Here is a 17,293-nt window from a genome sequence, read left to right as displayed (position 1 = left end):
ACGCTTCGGGGGGCAAAGTCGGCCATGCGCACACACAATCCGGGCAAGAGACATCTGTAACGGCATAACGCCAAATACGTGATGTGCCTCTCCAGGTCTTGCCATTCGGGTTCAATCGTCAATACCGTCATACATCTCACCCGCATCGGTCCGTCAGTACGCGGCTCCAGGGGAGGGCTCAGGACCGCGACGAACCGGCGCGGGGCGCGGTAGGGGGGTGCCGTGCTCGGTGACCGCAACAGTGACCGGGCCGTGCCGCGCGGTCGGCTGCCGTTTCCGTGGCCGGCCAGTTTTGCCAGCTCACCCTGCGTGCACGTCGGTTGCGTCCGTCGTGCCGTGGAGTGAGAACCCCCCTTTCGAACCGGACGAACAGCCGGGCCGCCCGAGGGGCGGGCGGTCCACCGGACGAGAGGGACCAGACTCATGAGCTCCGTACTGCAGTCGGCGGCCGCGGACCAGGATCCGCCGGTCGCCCGGAAATACCGGCCCGTCTCCACGCACCTGGCCATCGCGCCACCGGTGAGCGTGGTGATACCGGCCATGAACGAGGCGGAGAACCTGCCGTACGTCTTCAAGACGCTTCCCGACTGGATCCACGAAGTGGTCCTGGTCGACGGCAACTCCACCGACAACACCGTCGAGGTGGCACGCGAACTGTGGTCCGACGTGAAGGTGGTCGGACAGCGCGGCAAGGGCAAGGGGGACGCGCTGCGCTCCGGCTTCGAGGCCTGCACCGGCGACATCATCGTGATGGTCGACGCGGACGGCTCGGCGGACGGCAACGAAATCGTCAGCTATGTCTCCGCGCTGGTCTCCGGCGCGGACTTCGCCAAGGGGTCCCGCTTCGCCAACGGCGGCGGCACCGACGACATGACCTTCATCCGCAAACTCGGCAACCGGGTGCTGTGCGCCGTGGTCAACCACAAGTTCGGCGCGCGGTACACCGACCTCTGCTACGGCTACAACGCCTTCTGGCGGCACTGCCTGGACAAGATCGACCTCGACTGCACCGGCTTCGAGGTCGAGACCCTGATGAACATCCGGGTCGTCAAGGCGGGGCTGAAGGTGCAGGAGATCCCCAGCCACGAGTACCTGCGCATCCACGGCACCAGCAATCTGCGGGCGGTGCGCGACGGCTTCCGGGTGCTGCGGGTGATCCTCGGGGAGCGCTCCAACCGGCGGGCCCTGCGCCGCCGGCCGCACCGCTCGCCGCTGCTCGACACGGTCCGGGGGAAGGCGTCTTGAGCGATCCCGGAACCCCGGGCATCTCGGTCGTGATCTGTGCCTACACCGAGGACCGCTGGGCGGACGTCCTCGCGGCGGTCGCCTCGGTGCGGGCGCAGTCACGGCCGGCTCTGGAGACCCTGCTGGTCGTCGACCACAACCCGGCTCTCCTGGACCGCCTGGCCAAGGAGTACAAGGATCCCCCGGACGGCGCCGTCGTGCGGGTGCTCGCCAACGCGGGCCCCCGCGGCCTGTCCGCCGGCCGCAACACCGGTATCGCCGCCTCCCGCGGCGACGTCGTGGCCTTCCTCGACGACGACGCCATGGCCGAACGCGACTGGCTGAAGCACTTCGCCGAGGGGTACGCCGACCCGCGCGTGATGGCGGTCGGCGGACGCACCGAGCCGGTCTGGGCGTCGGGCCGGCGTCCCAGCTGGTTCCCCGAGGAGTTCGACTGGGTGGTGGGCTGCAGCTACCGGGGCCTGCCGCGCGGACGGGCGCGGGTGCGCAACGTCCTGGGCGGCAACGCGTCCTTCCGGCGCGAGGCCTTCGACGCGGCAGGCGGCTTCGCCAGCGGCATCGGCCGCGACGGCAGCAAGCGCCCGCTGGGCGGGGAGGAGACGGAGCTGTGCATCCGCCTCAGTCGCGCCCGGCCCGACGCGGTCCTGCTGATCGACGACCGCGCGGTGATCCACCACCGGGTGCCCGCGGCCCGCGAGCGCTTCCGCTACTTTCGGACCCGGACCTACGCCGAGGGCCTGTCCAAGGCGCTGGTGGCCCGCAGCGTCGGCGCGGACAAGGGGCTCGAGTCCGAACGCCGGTACACCACACGCGTGCTGCCGGCCGGGGTGGTGCGGGGACTGCGCGACGCCCTGCTCGCCCGCCCGGGCGGCGCGGGCCGCGCGGGGGCGATCGTCGCCGGGGTGCTCACGGCGGCGGGCGGCTATCTGGTGGGGAGCGTGCGGGCCCGGCGGGGCGGGGTCACCTTCTCCGTGGTGGACGTCGGGGAGGGCGGTGGCCGTGACTGACGTACGCGTGCCGATCCTCATGTACCACGCGGTCGCGGACGACCCCGACGAGGCGACCCGCGCCCTGTCCGTCCCCCCCGGCGCGTTCGCCGAGCAGATGGCGGTCATCGCGGACCGGGGCCTCACTCCGCTCACCACCGCCGAACTGGCCGCCCGCTGGCGCTCGGGCCGCCCGCTGCCCGCGCGGCCGGTCCTGGTCACCTTCGACGACGGCTACGACGGCGTGCACCGCCACGCCCTGCCCGTGCTGGCCGGGCACGGCTTCCCGGCCACCCTGTTCGTCTCCACCGGCTGGCTCCAAGGGCCGCACGACACCGGCGGCGCGCCGGACATCATGCTCGACTGGGACCAGGTGCGGGAACTGGCCGCCGAGGGGGTGGAAATCGGCGGGCACAGTCACAGCCATCCGCAGCTCGACCAGCTCGACGAGGGCCGGCTGCGCTCCGAGTTGATCCTCTGCAAGGAGATCGTCTCGGACCAGCTGGGGTCCGTACCCGTGTCGTTCGCGTATCCCTACGGCTACTCCAGCCGCCGGGTGCGCGAGGCGGTGCGGGAGGCGGGGTACGCCCAGGCACTCGCCGTCGGCAACGGCCTCGCCCGGCGCGCCCAGGGGCCGTACGCCCTGCGGCGCGTGACGGTGCGCAGGTCCACGTCCGCCGCCGAGTTCGAACGGCTGGTCGAGGGGCGGGCCGTCGCCCGCACCTTCGCCCGGGACCGCGCGCTGACCAAGGGGTACGCGATGGTGCGCCGCACCCGGCGGGCGGGACGGCTGCTCCGCCGTCCGCCGGACCGAACGGGCCGGGCGGTACCGGAATGACCAGCCGCGCGGAGCGCGGAAATCGGGTGCACGCGGCGCCGCCGTGACCGATCATGGCGGCATGTCCGCGCAACCGCACGACGCACTGCCGATCCGGCTCAACGTGGACGACAGCGACTCCCCGTCCGATGTCGTCGACGCGCTGTTCCTCGGCCGCTTCGCGACGGGCGAGCAGCCGTACTCGCACGCCGTCAACATCGACCGCGTACGCTCCGGCGCGACCCTGCTGCCCGCGAACGCGCGGGTGCTGCGGCTGGCGAAGGACGACGACCGCAGCTCCACGCTCGCCGAGGGCGACGGCTGGACCCTGCTGGTCTCCCGCTGGAACCGGGGCGCCGACGTCACGGTCACCGCGACCAGCTCCGACCTCGCCGCGAAGATCCTGGACGAGGCCACCGACGGCGCCGCGGACGAGCCCGAACCCCAGCCGGAGCACGTCACCATGGGCTTCTGGTACGTCTCCCCGCGCCGCGGCCCGCACCGCACCACCCAGGCGGATCTCGGCGGGCACATGGGAAGAGATCCGGCCCAACTACACCGCGCCGGTGGCGGACGCCATGGACCGCCTGATGAAGACGACCCCCGAGGACATCTCGGGCCGGCTGCTCCTGCTGCACGGCCCGCCGGGCACCGGCAAGACCTCCGCCCTGCGCACACTGGCCCGGTCCTGGCGGGACTGGTGCCAGGTGGACTGCGTCCTGGATCCGGAGCGGCTCTTCTCCGACGTCGGCTATCTGATGGACATCGCGATCGGCGAGGAGGACGCGGCGGGCAAGGGCCGCTGGCGGCTGCTGCTCCTCGAGGACTGCGACGAGCTGATCCGCGGCGAGGCCAAGCACACGGCCGGCCAGGCACTGTCCCGGCTGCTGAACCTGACGGACGGTCTGCTGGGCCAGGGGCGCAACGTGCTGGTCGGCGTCACCACCAACGAGGACCTGGAACGCCTCCACCCGGCGGTGGTCCGCCCCGGCCGCTGCCTCGCCCGGATCGAGGTGGGCCAGCTGACCCGTGCGGAGGCGGTGAACTGGCTGGGCGCCGAGGACGGCGTCGGCCGCCACGGGGCGAGCCTGGCCGAGCTGTACGCACTGCGCCGGGGCACCTCCCCGACGGCCCTGCCCGAACCCCGGGGTGACAAGGACGCGGGCCTGTACCTGTAGGTGCTTTGATGGTCGTATGACCTTGTTTGTCGGGACGTCGGGGTGGCAGTACAAGGACTGGCGCGGGGTGCTGTACCCGGCCGAGCTTCCGGTGCAGCACTGGCTGGAGGAGTACGCGGCGCACTTCCCCACCGTCGAGATCAACAACGCCTTCTACCGGCTGCCGTCCCGGGAGACCTTCGAGAACTGGCGGGAGCGCACCCCGCCGGGCTTCGTCGTCGCGGTCAAGGCGAGCCGCTACCTGACGCACATCAAACGGCTGCGCGACCCCGAGGAGCCGGTGGAACGTCTGATGAGCCGGGCCGCCGGACTGGGCGACCGGCTCGGCCCGGTCCTCCTCCAGCTCCCGCCCACGCTCCAGGCCGACCCCACGCTGCTGGACACCTGTCTGCGCTGTTTCCCCGCGTCGACCCGGGTGGCGGTCGAGCCGCGCCATCAGTCCTGGTGGACGCCCGAGATACGCGCCGTACTGGAGTCCCGGGGCGCCGCCCTGTGCTGGGCCGACGTACAGGCCCGCCCCGTGACGCCCCTGTGGCGCACGGCCGACTGGGGCTACGTCCGCTTCCACCAGGGCCGCGCCCACCCCTGGCCCCGCTACGGCACCCAGTCCCTGCGCACCTGGCTGGACCGCATAGCGACCACATGGTCCCCACACGACAACATCTACGCGTACTTCAACAACGACCCCAACGCAGCAGCAGTAACCGACGCCCAAACCTTCACACAACTAGCCCAAACAGCAGGCCTCCCCCTGTACAGCCCACGCTCAGGAACGCGTCCGTAGAGGCGCGGGAAACTGCGCGACCAGCCCCAACGCGGGGGTCGACCTATACAGCCCACGCTCAGGAACACACCCCCAGGGGCGCGGGGAACTGCGCGACCAGCCACAACGCACCCGCAGCCGGGCTCGAATCCCAGCCGCAACGGCGCTGACCCGCAAAGCCCCGACAGGGAACCCGTGCTCACCCATAAGCCGCACGCAGTGCATCCCCCACGGCAGCCGTCGCCTCCTCCTCCGAGCACCCCAGCCGCCGCGCCCTCGCGGCATAGGCCTGCGCCGCAGAGGCCAGCTCCCGCTCCACCGCAGAGCCCGCAGCAGCGACCACCGTCCCGTTGCGCCCCCGCGTCTCGATCACCCCATCCGCCTCCAGCGCCCGATAGGCCTTGGCCACCGTGTTCGCGGCCAGCCCCAACGTCTCGGCCAGCCCCCGCACCGTCGGCAGCCGGTAGCCCACCGGCAGCACTCCCGACCGGGCCTGCTCGCAAATCTGGGCCCTTATCTGCTCGTACGGCGGTACGCCGTCGTCGATCCGGATCTTCAAGGTCACGCCCCGATTGTCCCGCACCCACCCTGCGCACCGCACCCGCCCTCCATCCCGCACCCCCCGGAAAATAGGAGGCAAGCCGCGCGCGTCCCCCGTAGCGTGCGCCCCCATGACAGTGACCGTCCGCGATCTGCGCTCCGACGCGCGCGCCGACCTGGAGGGCTTCGCCCGGGTCCGGCACGCCGCGCTGCCGTTCATCCTCGTCACCCCGGACTCCCTGGCCCACGAACTGGCGCACATGCACCCCGCCGCCCGCTACCGCCCCCTCGTGGCCGTGGCCGACGGCGAGGTGATCGGCACGGCGCAGGTGCACCTGGCGCACGAGAGTTCCGAGCCGGGCCAGGGCAACGTCAACGTGTACGTCCATCCCCGGCACACGCGCCGGGGCGCCGGAACGCTGCTCGTGCGCGCCGCCGAGGAGCATCTGGCCGCGCACGGGGCGACGAGGCTGCTGGCCTGGGTGCTGGACGAGCCGGGCCACCGCGCCTTCGCGGAGCGGCACGGGTACCGGGCGAGCCGCTCCGCCCACTTCCTCCGCCTGGACCTGGCGCACGGCACCCTGCCCCCGCTCCAGGACCCGCCGCCGGGCGTGGAGCTGCGCCGGGCCTCGGACTTCGCCGGTGACCCGCGCCCGCTGTTCGAGCTGGACGCGGAGACCATGGCGGACGAGCCGAGCGATGTGGACACCGCGTTCACCGACTACGAGGCGTGGCTGGCACAGACCTGGCGGCATCCGATGTTCAGCCCCGAGCTGACCACGGTGGCGCTGGTGGACGGCCGCCCCGCCGCCTTCTCCGCGGCCCGCACGGACGGCGGCACCCGGTACGCCACGCTCATGACCGGTACCGCCCGCGCCCACCGCGGGCGGGGTCTGGCCAAGCTCGCCAAGAACGACTCGCTGCATCGCGCCCGTGCGGCCGGGTACACGGAGGCGTTCACGGGCAACGACACCGGGAACGGGCCGATGATCGCGATCAACAAGTGGTTCGGGTACGAGATCTGCGGGACGGAGGTGCGGTATGTCCGCGAGCTCGGCTGACGGACCGCAGCGGGTGGAGGTCGTCCTCGTCAAGGCGGGGCGGATGAAGATCCGCTACCCGGCCGAGCTGCTCGCCGACGACGGCACGCGCGTCAGCGTGCGCGCCCCCTGGGCGGGGGACGGCGTGCGTGACTTCGGCTTCGTGTGCTTCGAGCCCGGTGACGTCTTCACGGAGCACTACTGGCGCGACCGGTGGTACTCCGTGAAGGAGGTCCGAACCGCCGAGGGCGCCCTCAAGGGCCACTACTGCGACATCACCCGCCCCGCGGAGCTCTCCGGCGGCCGGCTGGTCGTCGAGGACCTCGACCTGGACCTGTGGGTCTCCGCGGACGGCACGGACGTACGGCGGCTCGACGAGGACGAGTTCGCGGCGAGCGGTCTGCTCACCAGGGATCCCGAGGCGGCGGCCGCCGCGGTGGCCGCCCTCGACGAGCTGGACGCCCGGGCCCGCGAGGGCGGATTCGGGGCACTGCTCGCCTGAGGGGTTCTCGGATCAGTCCGGAACCGCGACCACCGCGTAGCGCTCGTCGTCCACGTCGCGGCCCCACAGCGTCCGGTCCCCCGACAGCCGCTCCACCCGCAGCCGCCCGGACATCGGGGCGAGGAGGGCGGTGAGCGTGTCCGCCGGTATGCCGACCGGGCTCACCGTCCCCCACACGCCCTCGACCAGTACCAGCCGCCCGCCCGGCCGCAGCAGGTCCCGCCAGTGTCGCAGCGCCCGCTGCGGCTCGGGCAGCGTCCAGAGCACATGCCGGACCAGGACGGCGTCGTAGCGCTCCTCGCCGACCGGCGGTGCCGCCGCGTCACCGACGAGGAACACCGCGTCGCGTCCGGCGAGCTTCTCCCGGGCGAGCGCCACCATCGCCGGGGAGCTGTCGACCCCGGTGATCCGGTGCCCCTGCTCGGCCGCGAGGAGCGACAGGCTGCCGGTGCCGCAGCCCAGGTCGAGGACATCGCCGGTCCGCGCGGGCAGCCAGTCCCGCAACCGTCCGGCCCAGGCCGCGCGCACCTCCGGGTCGCGCAGCCCGTGGTCGGGCTCCTCGTCGAAGGCGGCGGCCCGCGCATCCCAGTCGGTACCGTCCGTGCCCGCCCCGTCACTGTCATACGTGGTCATGGCCCCAGAGTGACACCTGCCACTGACAATCGATTCGTGACTGCCGCCACAGACAGAACAGAACCGATGAGGAACTCTCCCCCGAAAGGTCTACCTCCGTGAGAACACGGAACCCGGTGGACCCTGAAGGAGGCAGCCATGCGCCGCATCACCGTGCAGAAGCCCCCGAGGAAGACGGACACCCGCCAGGTCCGCGAGGAGGCCGACGAGCGTCTCGGGGGACGACCCGAGGTCCGCAAGGACATCGCCCGCACCTGGTGGCCCGACTACTGAACCCAACGCCCTCGCGGCACGGGGCTCAGTCCAGCCGCTTGCGGTAGTGGATCCGGTCGTAGGGCCCGGTGACCCTGCGTTCCACCGCCTCGTAGCCGAACTTCGGATAGATCTGCTGGTTCTCCCACATCATGGCGTTCGTGTAGAGCCTGATCTCCGGCAGTCCGAGCGCACGCGCGTGTGTGTCCACGAACTCCAGCAGCAGCCGCCCCAGCCCGGTGCCGTGCGCATCGGGGCGGACGGCGATGATGTCCAGGTAGAGGTGGTCCTCGCGCGGCTCGACCACGACGAGACCGGCAACCCGCGCGGTGCCCGCCGCTCCGTGCGGCTCCTCGGCCACGAACACCCTGCCCGCGGCCACGTTCGCCGCGTGGTCCGCCTCCATGGGCACCGGCACCACCCCGATGCGCGCGATATAGGGCCGGAAGGCGGCGTCGATCACGGCCTTCACCTCGGGGACGTCGGTGGCGACCGCCGGGCGGATCCGCTGGTTCGTCATGCCGCGCACGGTACCTACCTGATCCCAGCCTGAGCACTCCCTTAACGCGGCCATAAGGATCTCTCTCAGGGGCCTTCGCCGGGCGTTTTCGCGGTTCCTTGCGGCTAGCTTCTGAGCCACCCCCACGGGATGCCCCCCACAGGATCCAGAGATCGCCCTTTCGAGGAGTTGCTGCCCCATGTCCGCACGCCGCAAGGCCGCTGTCGCCGCCGTCGGTCTCGTCCCGCTCGCCCTGACCGGGCTGCCCGCCGCACCGGCGTCCGCACACGGTTCGGTGGGAGACCCGGTCAGCCGCGTCGCCCAGTGCTACGCCGAGGGCCCGGAGAGCCCCAGATCCGCGGCGTGCAAAGCGGCGGTCGCGGCCGGCGGCACCCAGGCGCTGTACGACTGGAACGGCATCCGCATCGGTGACGCGGGCGGGCGCCACCAGGAGCTCATCCCCGACGGCAAGCTGTGCAGCGCCGGCAACGAGGCGTTCAAGGGTCTCGATCTGGCCCGTGCCGACTGGCCCGCGACGAGCGTCAACAGCGGCTCGTACACCTTCAAGTACCGCGTGACGGCCCCGCACAAGGGGACCTTCAAGGTGTACATCACCAAGCCCGGCTACGACCCGTCGCAGCCGCTGGCCTGGGACAACCTGGACCTGGCGCATCCGGTGGCGACCTCCACCGACCCGGCGGCGTCGGGCGGTTTCTACACCTTCGGCGGCACCCTGCCCGAGCGCTCCGGCAAGCAGCTGCTGTACGCGGTCTGGCAGCGGTCGGACAGCCCGGAGGCGTTCTACTCCTGCTCGGACGTCACCTTCGGGGGCGGCTCGCAGGCGGGGGGCGACTCCCAAGCGGAGGGTGGCAAGGCGGATGACGGTGAGGCGGGCGGAGGTGAGGCCTCCGGTTCGGGCGACACGCCGAAGGAGGCGCCCGCCCCGGCGCCGACGGCCTCCGCTCCGTCCGAGGAGCAGATCAAGGACGGTGCCGACAAGTCGACCGTCGAGAACCACGGGCACGGTGACGACGACCCCAGCACCTCGGCGGAGCCGGCCGCGGCGGGCGACGGCACCGGCACGGACGCCGGGACCGCGAACCGGCCCAAGGCGGCCGGGGCCGCGGAGAACCTCGCGGAGACCGGCGGTGACGCCGGCACTCCGTATCTGATGATCGGCGGCGCCGCGGCGCTGGCGCTCGGCTCGGCGGCGCTGTTCGCCTCCGCGCGGCGGCGCACGGCGACCGGGCGGCAGGGCCGCTGACCCGACTCGGGGCCCTGTCCGGCGGCTCAGGCCGGACAGGGCCCCGCGCCATGCGCCACGGCCTACACGTGTCAGCCGCGGCCTACACGTGTCAGCCGCGGCCTACACGTGTCAGTGGAACACCGAGGCGCAGGTGGTGCGTTTGGCGTGGGCCGGGTCGAGGGCGTTGGCCACCTCGTGGAAGGCGATCCGGTCGAACAGTCCGATCGCCAGGTGCTCGGACAGGTCGATCGGACAGAGGTCCTGGAGCAGCACGTTGCGCACGTTCGGCCCGGACAGATAGGCGCTGCGGTACGGGGTGACGACCTGGTCGTAGCGGGTGGCGATGACGGTGTAGCGGACTCCGGGCACCGTGTCGCCGCCCGCGTTGAGCTTGGTGAGGAAGGCGGATCCGGCGATCTGGTCGGCGAGGGCGGGGGTGGTCTTGCTCAGCAGGTCCTCGGCCCCGGGGAAGAACGGCAGCAGCTTGGTGAGGCCGTTGAGTGTGGTGCCGTGGTTGCTGGGCGCGATGCCGACGAGGGCGTTCACCTCGTCCGCTCCGCCGAGGAACTTGACGTAGTAGCGCGGCATCATGCCGCCCTGGGAGTGGCCGACGATGTCGGCCTCCGCGGCGCCGGTCGCGGCGAGCACGTCGTCGACGTAGGCGTCGAGTTGTTCGGCGGACTTCTCGACGGGCCCGAGGCCGTGGAAGAAGGGGACGCCGGGGAGCTGCCCGTAGTCGAGGGAGAAGACGCAGTAGCCGCGGTGCTTCAGATAGGGCGCGAGGCCCAGCCAGTTGTCGACGGAGTTGCCGAGGGTGCCGTGGACCAGGACGACGGGGCGGGGGTGGGCGGCGGAGGGCTTGCACGACCAGTCGTTCCAGCCCGAGCGGGGCGCGTTGGCGGCCTGAGCGCTCGACGCGGCGGGGAGGGTGACGGCGGCGGCCAGCAGGAGTGCGGCCAGGGGTCTGATCACTCGCTTCCAGGGCAGCATCGCGTGATCTCCTTGCGGAAGAGGGGAAGGGTGGGGTCCTACGCCCTGTGATCCGGATCACGAGGATGCTGTTCACTCGTCAAGTTACGGGTGAGTAGTAAAAGGGGGAAGTTACGGGTCGGTAAAAACTTCCAGCGTTAGCCTGCGGTCGCCGGTCGGCAACTGATATGACGTCACCAAGTGGGGCGAATCGGCCCATTGGGCGCGATGCGCAGCAACGTCTCCGCCAAGGCGCGCAGTTCCGCCTCTCCCAGGGCCGCGCCCCAGGTCCGTACGGCCTCCGCCGCCGCCTCCTCGGCCGCCCGGGTGCAGGCCCACCCCGACTCGGTGAGGACGACCAGCCGGGCGCGCGCGTCCTCGGGGTGCGGGCGACGCTCGGCGTGTCCCTTGCGCACCAACTCGTCGACGAGCTGGCTCGCGGCCTGCTTGGTCACCCCGAGATGAACCGCGAGATCGGTGACCGTCGCACCGTCCGGGGCGAGACGGGCGAAAGCGAAACCGTGCACGGGCCGCATTCCTTCGAACCCACGGGCGACCACGCCGTCGTGAATGCGCCGGGTGAGCTCTCCGGCGACGGCGAGCAGGGCGGCGGACAGGGCCATGGCCTCGGAGTTCTGCACGGAGGCATTGAAGCACCTTGACGAAGTGGTCAAGATACTTGACCATCTAGTCAAGCGCCTTGACCAGTTTCTCCTCGGAGGCCACCGCCATGCCCGTAGTCCGCCCGTCCGAAGCCGTCGTCCACGAGATGCACGGCGCCCGCTTCGTCGCGTACGCCACCCCGTCGACCGGCAGCAGGGAACTGTGCGCCTGGCGGGGTGAGATCCCCGCCGGCACCCGCGCGCCCGCGCACACCGTCAGCCGGGAGGAGATCTTCCATCTGCTCGCCGGCGAGCTGCTGATCACCCTCGACGGCACCGTCCACCGGATCACCGCGGGCGACACAGTGATCGTCAACCGCGGTGCGACCCTCGCCGTCGAGAACCCGGCCGCGGAGGCCGCGGTCTCCTGGGTCACCACGTCCCACGGTCTGGAGGCGACCCTGGCCGACGGCACGCGCATCATGCCGCCGTGGGCCAACTGAGGCCACCGGGACCGGGGCCTATGCGGCCAGCGAGCCCGGCATCACCGCGCGGGGGCCGAATTTCGCCCGCGCCCGGTCCGCGACCTCCTCGAGCCTGCGCAGCTTCTCGTCCACCGGGTCGAAGGTGAGCTGGTGGGAGGCCTGCTCGGCGGGGTCGAGGCCTTCCGCGCGGAGCGCGATCGCGCGCACCCGGGCGCGTTGCAGACCGAGCGCCTCGTACAGGCCGTACGCCGCCTCGGTGAGCGCGGCGGAGTGTGCGGTCGGCTCGGCGAGCGTGCGGGTGCGGGTGGTGGTGGACCTGTCGGCGTAGCGCACGGTGAGGGTGAGGCTCCGGCAGACCTTGTCGAGGGCGCGCAGCCGGGCCCCCAGTTCCCCGGCGGCCGAGAGCAGGGCGCGGCGGTGCCGGCCGGGGTCCAGTTCGTCGCGGGTGAAGGGGCGTTCGGTGGCCAGGGACCGGGAGACCTCGTTGGGGACGACCCGGCCCCGGTCGATGCCGTTCGCCTTCTCGTGCAGTTCGCGCCCGGCCCTGGCGCCCACCAGCCGCTGGAGCGTGGACAGCGGTGCGGCGGCGACCCGGCCGAGGGTGTCGAGGCCGTACTCGCACAGGGTGCGGGCGGTCCTGGTGCCGACCCCGGGCAGCGCGACGACGGGCCTGTCGGCGAGGAACTCGCGCACCTCGTCCTCGGCCACCGCGCGGGTCAGCCCCGGCCGGGCGTCCGCCAGGGCCATGCGGGCCAGCATCGGGCCGGGCCCGGCGCCGATCACGCAGTCGACGCCGTGCAGGGCGAGGGCACGGACGCGGATCACCGAGGCCAGTTCCAGGGCGGTGCGCCCGAAGTACCGTTCGGCGCCGCGCAGATCGGCCAGGGCCCCGTCGGGGGGCATCGCCTGCACCACGGGGGTGAACTCCTCCAGCAGGCCGAGCAGCCCCGGCAGGGCGGCCTCATGCATCGGAGGCAGCTGGAAACGTACGCAGAGAATGGTCATCCCGCACTCCCCGGACTCTGGTGCCACAACTTCCTTCCCACCGCGGGCCCTTCACCCGCGGGGCGCAGATCGGCCCAGGGGTGCATCTCGTACCCCGTGGGCATGCGGATCGTCCTGTCCTCCATCGGGTCCTGTGCCGCGGAACCGGCCGGCGCAGGCCGCCCGTCCGAACCGGCGAGCCGCCTGCGGGCCGGGCCGTCCCCGGGATCGCCGCCCCGGCTTCCGTCCGTCCCGGCCAGCCGGGCCGCGACGCCCTCCAGCCCCTCCTCCCGGCGCACTTCCAGCAGGTCGGCGAGGTTCCACGCGGCGGAGCCGACCACGCTGAGACTGCGCGGGCCGCGGCGCTGCACCACCCCGCGCACCAGCAGCAGCCAGGAGTGGAAGACGGTATGGGCGCAGGCGTCGTGGGAGTCGTCGAAGAAGGCGAGGTCGACCAGGCCGGTGCCGTCGTCCAGGGTGGAGAAGATGACCCGCTTGCCGGAGCGGATGGGCGGGGTCTGGGTGGCCGCCTTGGCCCCCGCGACCAGCACGGTGTCCCCGTGCCGTGCCTCGCGCAGCCGCCGCGCGGAGACCACGCCCAGCTCCTCGAGGAAGGCGCCGTGGTCGTCCATCAGATGGCGCGAGGCGTCCATGGACAGCACGCCCAGCTCGGCGCTGAGCTTCTCCGACGGGGTGAGGTCGGGCAGCCCGGCCGGGGCGGTCCCCCGGCCGCCGGACAGCGGGAGCTGTTCTCCGCGGCCGCCCCGGGCGCCCCGGTGCAGTTCGGTCAGGTGCAGTTGCAGATCGCGCCGGTTGGCGCCGAACGCGTCCAGTGCGCCGACCTGGGCGAGGCGTCCGGCGATCGGACGGCTGGGGCGGGCCCGTTCCCAGAAGTCGAGCAGTGAGGCGTAGGGCTGCCCGTCGGCGACCCGGGCGGCCTCGGCCTCGCTGATGCCGTGCACGTCGGAAAGGGCCAGCCGGAGTCCCCACACCTTCTTCGCCCCTTCGGGGCCAGAACCTTGGGGTTCAGACGAACCTCGGGGATCAGGTGAATCTGAATCAGACACCAGTTCGATCCTGTGTGCGACCCCCGACTTGTTCACGTCCAACGGCAGGACCGGAACCCCCCGCCGCCGCGCGTCCGCCAGCAGCAGCCGCTTCGGATACATCCCGGGGTCGTGGGTGAGCAGCCCCGCGTAGAAGGCCGCCGGGTGGTGCGCCTTCAGCCACGCCGACTGGTACGTCGGCACGGCGAAGGCGACCGCGTGCGCCTTGCAGAAGCCGTAGGACCCGAAGGCCTCGACGATCTCCCAGGTGCGATGAATCGTTTCTGCGTCATAGCCGCGGGCCGCCGCGTGCTGCGCGAACCAGACCTTGATCCGCCCCTGCGACTCCGGGTCGGACAGCCCGCGCCGCACCCGGTCCGCCTCGCCGCGCCCGCAGCCGGTCATGATCGACACGATGTCGATGACCTGCTCGTGGAAGACGACGACCCCGTACGTCCCCTTCAGCGACTCCTCCAGGTCCGGGTGCGGACAGCGCACCGGCGCCCGTCCGTGCCGCGCCTCGATGAACGGGCGCACCATGTCGGCGGCGACCGGACCGGGCCGGAAGAGGGAGATGTCGACGACCAGGTCGTGAAAGGTGGCCGGCTGGAGCCGCCCGACCAGGTCCCGCTGGCCGGGGGACTCGATCTGGAAGCAGCCGAGCGTCTCGGTGGACCGGATCAGCCCGTACGTCGCCGGGTCGCCCTCCGGCACCGCGTCCAGGTCGATCCGCTCCCCCGACGCCCGCTCCACCTCGGTGACGGCGTGCGCCATCGCCGACTGCATCCGCACGCCCAGCACGTCGAGCTTGAGCAGTCCGAGGTCCTCCACGTCGTCCTTGTCGAACTGTGCCATGGGGAAGCCCTCGCCGCTGGTCGGCATGACCGGCGTACGGGTCAGCAGGGAGGCGTCGGACAGCAGCACTCCGCAGGGGTGCATGGCGATGCCGCGCGGGAGCCCGTCCAGGGCCTCGACCAGCTCCCACAGCCTGCCGTACTTCTCCTTCTCCCCCGCCAGTTCCCGCAGTTCGGGCAGCTCTTCGAGCGCCGCGCGGGCGTCGCGGGCGCGGATGTGCGGGAAGGACTTGGCGACGCGGTCGATCTCGGCCGGGTCCATGGACAGCGCCGCGCCGACGTCACGGATGGCGTGGCGCACCCGGTAGGTCTCCGGCATGGCGACCGTGGCGACCCGTTCGGTGCCGAACCGGTCGATGATCGCGCGGTAGACCTCCAGACGCCGCGCGGACTCCACGTCGATGTCGATGTCGGGCAGCACGACCCGCTCCTTGGACAGGAAGCGCTCCATCAGCAGCCCGTGCTCGACCGGGTCGGCGTGCGCGATGCCGAGAAGGTGGTTGACCAGGGAGCCGGCGCCGGAGCCGCGTGCGGCCACCCGGATGCCCATGTTCCGTACGTCGTCGACGACCTGGGCGACGGTCAGGAAGTAGGAGGCGAAGCCGTGGTGGGCGATGATGTCCAGCTCGTAGTGCATCCGCTCCCAGTACTCCCGGCGGCCGGCGTAGCCGCGCAGCACCATGCCCGCCGCCGCCCGGGAGGCCAGGGCCCGCTGGGCGGTGCGGCGGCCGGCGCCGACGAGATGCGGTTCGGGGAAGTGGACGCTGCCCATGCCGAGGTCGTCCTCGGGGTCGACCAGGCACTCGGCGGCCGTGGCCTGGGTCTGCTCCAGCAGCCGCAGGGCTGCCTCGCGCCGGAAGCCCGCGGCCTCCACGACCCGCTCGGCCGTCTCCAGCATGGCGCCCTGGTCCTTGAGCCAGGCCTCACCGGAGTCCAGCCCCTTGGCCGGGTCGACGGGGACCAGCCGGCGCGCGGCGTCCAGCACGTCGGCGACCGGGCCGAGACCGGGGTCGGCGTAGCGGACGGCGTTGCTGAGGACGGGCCGGACGTGGTGCTCGGCGGCGAAGCCGAGGGTGCGGGCGGCCAGCCGCAGGGAGCCGGGCCCCGTGCCCTCGCGTCCGTGCCAGACGGCCTCCAGGCGCAGGGCGTCGCCGTAGACCTCCCGCCAGGGGGCGAGCAGCCGGGCGGCGCGGTCGGGGCGGCCCGCGGCGAGGGCCCGGCCGACGTCGGAGTCGGGGCCGAGCAGCACGGTCAGGCCGTCGGCGTGGTTGTCCTCCCAGGACAGCAGCGGGAGCCCCTCATGGGTGTGGGCGGCGGAGACCAGACGGCACAGATCGGCCCAGCCGCGGGCGCCGTCCCGGGCGAGGAAGGTGACGCGCGGTGTCGACTCGTCGATAAAGGCACCGCCGCGCACCGGGGTGCGGCGCCTCTCCGTCCGGCGTACGGACTCGTCGCCCTCCGGGGTCACGGGTGCCGCCACCGCCAGTTCCGCGCCGAACAGCGGGCGGACGCCCGCCTTCGCGCAGGCCTTGGCGAAGCGGACGGACCCGGCGAGGGTGTCGCGGTCGGTGAGGGCGAGGGCGTCCATGCCCCGCTCCGAGGCACGCTCGGCCAGCCGCTCCGGATGGGAGGCGCCGTAGCGCAGGGAGAACCCGGAGACGGTGTGCAGATGCGTGAAACCCGGCACGTTCACCTCCCGCACTCGTGAGCCCCGACCGACTCTCGAACAACTGTTCCCAGCTACCTCACCCCCACCATAGACCAATTCTCGAATGCATGTGCGACAACCATTCGCCCCCTCCCCACCTGCACAAACGTCCACTCCCCCGCACCGCAGGACCATGACACAGAGCGCCGACACCGGCACTCGCCCCGACTCGTTCCTCGACGAGACCCGGGCCGCCGACACGCCCCGGGCCACCCTGCCCGCCCTCGGCGTGATCGCGCTCCAGCTGCTCTTCATCGCCTCCTACATGGGGAGCCCTGCACCACCCGAAGCTGCGGGACGCGCTCTTCGGGGTCGTCGCGCCCCCGGCCACGGCCGAGCGGACCGTGACCGGGCTGGAGCAGCTGCCCGGCTCACCCCTGGACCCGCGGCCGGTGCCCGACGCGGCCACCGCCCGCGAGCAGCTCGGGAACCGGGACCTCGACGGCGCGTTGGTCGTCGACCCCGGCGGGACCACCGACACCCTGCTCGGCGGACTCGGCGGTGCCCTCATCGCCGGACTGGCGCTGGACACGTTGCCGGGCGGGCCTGCGGCCCTGTTGGGGCCGGCGCGCTGATCACCTTCGCCGTGGGGGCCGCCACGCTCGCCCTGCAGGCCTTTTCGGGGTCGTCGGCATCGGGGTGGCGATCCTGCTCGTGGTGATCCTGGGCAACCCGAGCGCGGGCGGCGCACTGCCGCGTCCCCTGCTCCCGCCGTTCTGGGTGGCCGGCCGTCGGACCGGCGCTGCCACCGGGTGCGGGCACCTGGGCGGCCCGCTCGAGCGCGTACTTCGGGGGCAGCGGCATGACCGCCGTGCTGCTGGTCCTGTCGGCGTGGGGCCCTGGCGGGGACGGCTCTCACCCTGCTGATGGCGGCACTGCGGCGGAAACGGACAGGCGCGGACCCGCGGCCGGCGCTCGCCCCGTAGGTCCTGTCGTCACCCCCG

16 protein-coding genes and 2 pseudogenes are annotated in these 17,293 nt (G+C 72.5%); 11 read left to right on the top strand and 7 right to left on the bottom strand.

The annotated features are described in order from the left end of the window. Positions 1 to 423 precede the first annotated feature (423 nt). The 5 genes and pseudogenes from AB0L56_RS07695 (at position 424) to AB0L56_RS07675 (ending at position 5,010) form a co-directional block, all read left to right on the top strand. Positions 424 to 1,245, top strand: a complete 822-nt coding sequence (locus AB0L56_RS07695; RefSeq protein ID WP_361032928.1) for a glycosyltransferase family 2 protein — start codon at positions 424 to 426, stop codon at positions 1,243 to 1,245. Beyond that, on the top strand, positions 1,242 to 2,252 hold the full coding sequence (locus tag AB0L56_RS07690; RefSeq protein ID WP_365420110.1) for a glycosyltransferase family 2 protein: 1,011 nt from the start codon (positions 1,242 to 1,244) through the stop codon (positions 2,250 to 2,252). The genes AB0L56_RS07695 and AB0L56_RS07690 overlap by 4 nt, the downstream gene beginning before the upstream one ends. Beyond that, positions 2,245 to 3,069, top strand: a complete 825-nt coding sequence (locus AB0L56_RS07685) for a polysaccharide deacetylase family protein (RefSeq protein WP_365420107.1) — start codon at positions 2,245 to 2,247, stop codon at positions 3,067 to 3,069. The genes AB0L56_RS07690 and AB0L56_RS07685 overlap by 8 nt, the downstream gene beginning before the upstream one ends. Before the next feature lie 61 nt (positions 3,070 to 3,130). Continuing rightward, a pseudogene (locus tag AB0L56_RS07680) lies at positions 3,131 to 4,226 on the top strand (DUF5925 domain-containing protein). Positions 4,227 to 4,242: 16 nt separating this feature from the next. Continuing rightward, entirely contained in the window at positions 4,243 to 5,010 is a 768-nt protein-coding gene (locus AB0L56_RS07675; protein ID WP_365420104.1) for a DUF72 domain-containing protein, read from the top strand. Between the two features lie 178 nt (positions 5,011 to 5,188). Here AB0L56_RS07675 and AB0L56_RS07670 read toward each other — a convergent pair whose 3' ends face one another. After that, positions 5,189 to 5,554 (bottom strand): GntR family transcriptional regulator, encoded by a 366-nt coding sequence (locus tag AB0L56_RS07670; RefSeq protein ID WP_361032913.1) that lies wholly within the window; start codon positions 5,552 to 5,554, stop codon positions 5,189 to 5,191. A 106-nt stretch (positions 5,555 to 5,660) separates the two neighbouring features. On the opposite strand from AB0L56_RS07670, the gene AB0L56_RS07665 reads away from it, so the two are divergent. Continuing rightward, on the top strand, positions 5,661 to 6,590 hold the full coding sequence (locus AB0L56_RS07665) for a GNAT family N-acetyltransferase (protein WP_365420100.1): 930 nt from the start codon (positions 5,661 to 5,663) through the stop codon (positions 6,588 to 6,590). Continuing rightward, on the top strand, positions 6,571 to 7,071 hold the full coding sequence (locus AB0L56_RS07660) for a DUF402 domain-containing protein (protein ID WP_365420097.1): 501 nt from the start codon (positions 6,571 to 6,573) through the stop codon (positions 7,069 to 7,071). Before AB0L56_RS07665 ends, AB0L56_RS07660 begins: the two co-directional genes overlap by 20 nt. 12 nt (positions 7,072 to 7,083) lie before the next feature. On the opposite strand, the gene AB0L56_RS07655 is transcribed toward AB0L56_RS07660, so the two are convergent. Continuing rightward, positions 7,084 to 7,704 carry a class I SAM-dependent methyltransferase gene (locus tag AB0L56_RS07655; protein WP_365420094.1) on the bottom strand — a complete coding sequence of 207 codons (621 nt, stop codon included), beginning with the start codon at positions 7,702 to 7,704 and terminating at the stop codon, positions 7,084 to 7,086. A gap of 138 nt (positions 7,705 to 7,842) precedes the next feature. Between AB0L56_RS07655 and AB0L56_RS07650 the strand changes: the two genes are divergently transcribed. Further along, entirely contained in the window at positions 7,843 to 7,977 is a 135-nt protein-coding gene (locus AB0L56_RS07650; protein WP_365420091.1) for a hypothetical protein, read from the top strand. A 25-nt stretch (positions 7,978 to 8,002) separates the two neighbouring features. On the opposite strand, the gene AB0L56_RS07645 is transcribed toward AB0L56_RS07650, so the two are convergent. Continuing rightward, complete coding sequence (locus AB0L56_RS07645; protein ID WP_365420088.1) at positions 8,003 to 8,476, bottom strand: GNAT family N-acetyltransferase; 474 nt, start codon at positions 8,474 to 8,476, stop codon at positions 8,003 to 8,005. Positions 8,477 to 8,654: 178 nt separating this feature from the next. On the opposite strand from AB0L56_RS07645, the gene AB0L56_RS07640 reads away from it, so the two are divergent. Next, a complete protein-coding gene (locus tag AB0L56_RS07640; protein WP_365420085.1) occupies positions 8,655 to 9,719 on the top strand; it encodes a lytic polysaccharide monooxygenase in 1,065 nt (354 codons plus the stop codon). A 111-nt stretch (positions 9,720 to 9,830) separates the two neighbouring features. Here the strand turns inward: AB0L56_RS07640 and AB0L56_RS07635 are convergent, their stop codons facing one another. Both AB0L56_RS07635 and AB0L56_RS07630 read right to left on the bottom strand, forming a co-directional pair. Beyond that, complete coding sequence (locus AB0L56_RS07635) at positions 9,831 to 10,691, bottom strand: alpha/beta fold hydrolase (RefSeq protein ID WP_365420084.1); 861 nt, start codon at positions 10,689 to 10,691, stop codon at positions 9,831 to 9,833. A 173-nt stretch (positions 10,692 to 10,864) separates the two neighbouring features. After that, the gene (locus AB0L56_RS07630) at positions 10,865 to 11,311 is read right to left on the bottom strand and encodes a MarR family winged helix-turn-helix transcriptional regulator (RefSeq protein WP_365420081.1); all 447 of its coding nucleotides are present in this window, start codon (positions 11,309 to 11,311) and stop codon (positions 10,865 to 10,867) included. A gap of 89 nt (positions 11,312 to 11,400) precedes the next feature. Here AB0L56_RS07630 and AB0L56_RS07625 point away from each other — a divergent pair, with 89 nt between their 5' ends. Continuing rightward, complete coding sequence (locus AB0L56_RS07625) at positions 11,401 to 11,775, top strand: cupin domain-containing protein (RefSeq protein ID WP_365420663.1); 375 nt, start codon at positions 11,401 to 11,403, stop codon at positions 11,773 to 11,775. An 18-nt stretch (positions 11,776 to 11,793) separates the two neighbouring features. Here the strand turns inward: AB0L56_RS07625 and AB0L56_RS07620 are convergent, their stop codons facing one another. Both AB0L56_RS07620 and AB0L56_RS07615 read right to left on the bottom strand, forming a co-directional pair. Continuing rightward, positions 11,794 to 12,762 carry a hypothetical protein gene (locus AB0L56_RS07620; RefSeq protein ID WP_365420077.1) on the bottom strand — a complete coding sequence of 323 codons (969 nt, stop codon included), beginning with the start codon at positions 12,760 to 12,762 and terminating at the stop codon, positions 11,794 to 11,796. Continuing rightward, complete coding sequence (locus tag AB0L56_RS07615) at positions 12,759 to 16,328, bottom strand: DNA polymerase III subunit alpha (RefSeq protein WP_365420074.1); 3,570 nt, start codon at positions 16,326 to 16,328, stop codon at positions 12,759 to 12,761. Before AB0L56_RS07615 ends, AB0L56_RS07620 begins: the two co-directional genes overlap by 4 nt. Before the next feature lie 154 nt (positions 16,329 to 16,482). Between AB0L56_RS07615 and AB0L56_RS07610 the strand changes: the two are divergent. Further along, positions 16,483 to 17,275: pseudogene (locus AB0L56_RS07610) on the top strand (DUF3533 domain-containing protein). The last annotated feature ends 18 nt before the right edge of the window (positions 17,276 to 17,293 follow it).

The sequence above is a fragment of the Streptomyces sp. NPDC052079 genome (genome assembly GCF_040680275.1).
In the GTDB taxonomy this organism is placed as follows: domain Bacteria; phylum Actinomycetota; class Actinomycetes; order Streptomycetales; family Streptomycetaceae; genus Streptomyces.
Note: the sequence above shows the minus strand (reverse complement) of the source record. Positions and strands in the feature narration are given on the sequence as shown.

What these genes read in the sequence shown, in the direction of transcription:
- AB0L56_RS07660 (WP_365420097.1), top strand. Translation starts at nt 6,571, where the DNA reads ATGTCCGCGAGCTCGGCTGACGGACCGCAGCGGGTGGAGGTCGTCCTC.
- AB0L56_RS07650 (WP_365420091.1), top strand. Translation starts at nt 7,843, where the DNA reads ATGCGCCGCATCACCGTGCAGAAGCCCCCGAGGAAGACGGACACCCGC.
- AB0L56_RS07640 (WP_365420085.1), top strand. Translation starts at nt 8,655, where the DNA reads ATGTCCGCACGCCGCAAGGCCGCTGTCGCCGCCGTCGGTCTCGTCCCG.
- AB0L56_RS07675 (WP_365420104.1), top strand. Translation starts at nt 4,243, where the DNA reads ATGACCTTGTTTGTCGGGACGTCGGGGTGGCAGTACAAGGACTGGCGC.
- AB0L56_RS07695 (WP_361032928.1), top strand. Translation starts at nt 424, where the DNA reads ATGAGCTCCGTACTGCAGTCGGCGGCCGCGGACCAGGATCCGCCGGTC.
- AB0L56_RS07665 (WP_365420100.1), top strand. Translation starts at nt 5,661, where the DNA reads ATGACAGTGACCGTCCGCGATCTGCGCTCCGACGCGCGCGCCGACCTG.
- AB0L56_RS07655 (WP_365420094.1), bottom strand. Translation starts at nt 7,704, where the DNA reads ATGACCACGTATGACAGTGACGGGGCGGGCACGGACGGTACCGACTGG.
- AB0L56_RS07620 (WP_365420077.1), bottom strand. Translation starts at nt 12,762, where the DNA reads ATGACCATTCTCTGCGTACGTTTCCAGCTGCCTCCGATGCATGAGGCC.
- AB0L56_RS07625 (WP_365420663.1), top strand. Translation starts at nt 11,401, where the DNA reads ATGCCCGTAGTCCGCCCGTCCGAAGCCGTCGTCCACGAGATGCACGGC.
- AB0L56_RS07635 (WP_365420084.1), bottom strand. Translation starts at nt 10,691, where the DNA reads ATGCTGCCCTGGAAGCGAGTGATCAGACCCCTGGCCGCACTCCTGCTG.
- AB0L56_RS07645 (WP_365420088.1), bottom strand. Translation starts at nt 8,476, where the DNA reads ATGACGAACCAGCGGATCCGCCCGGCGGTCGCCACCGACGTCCCCGAG.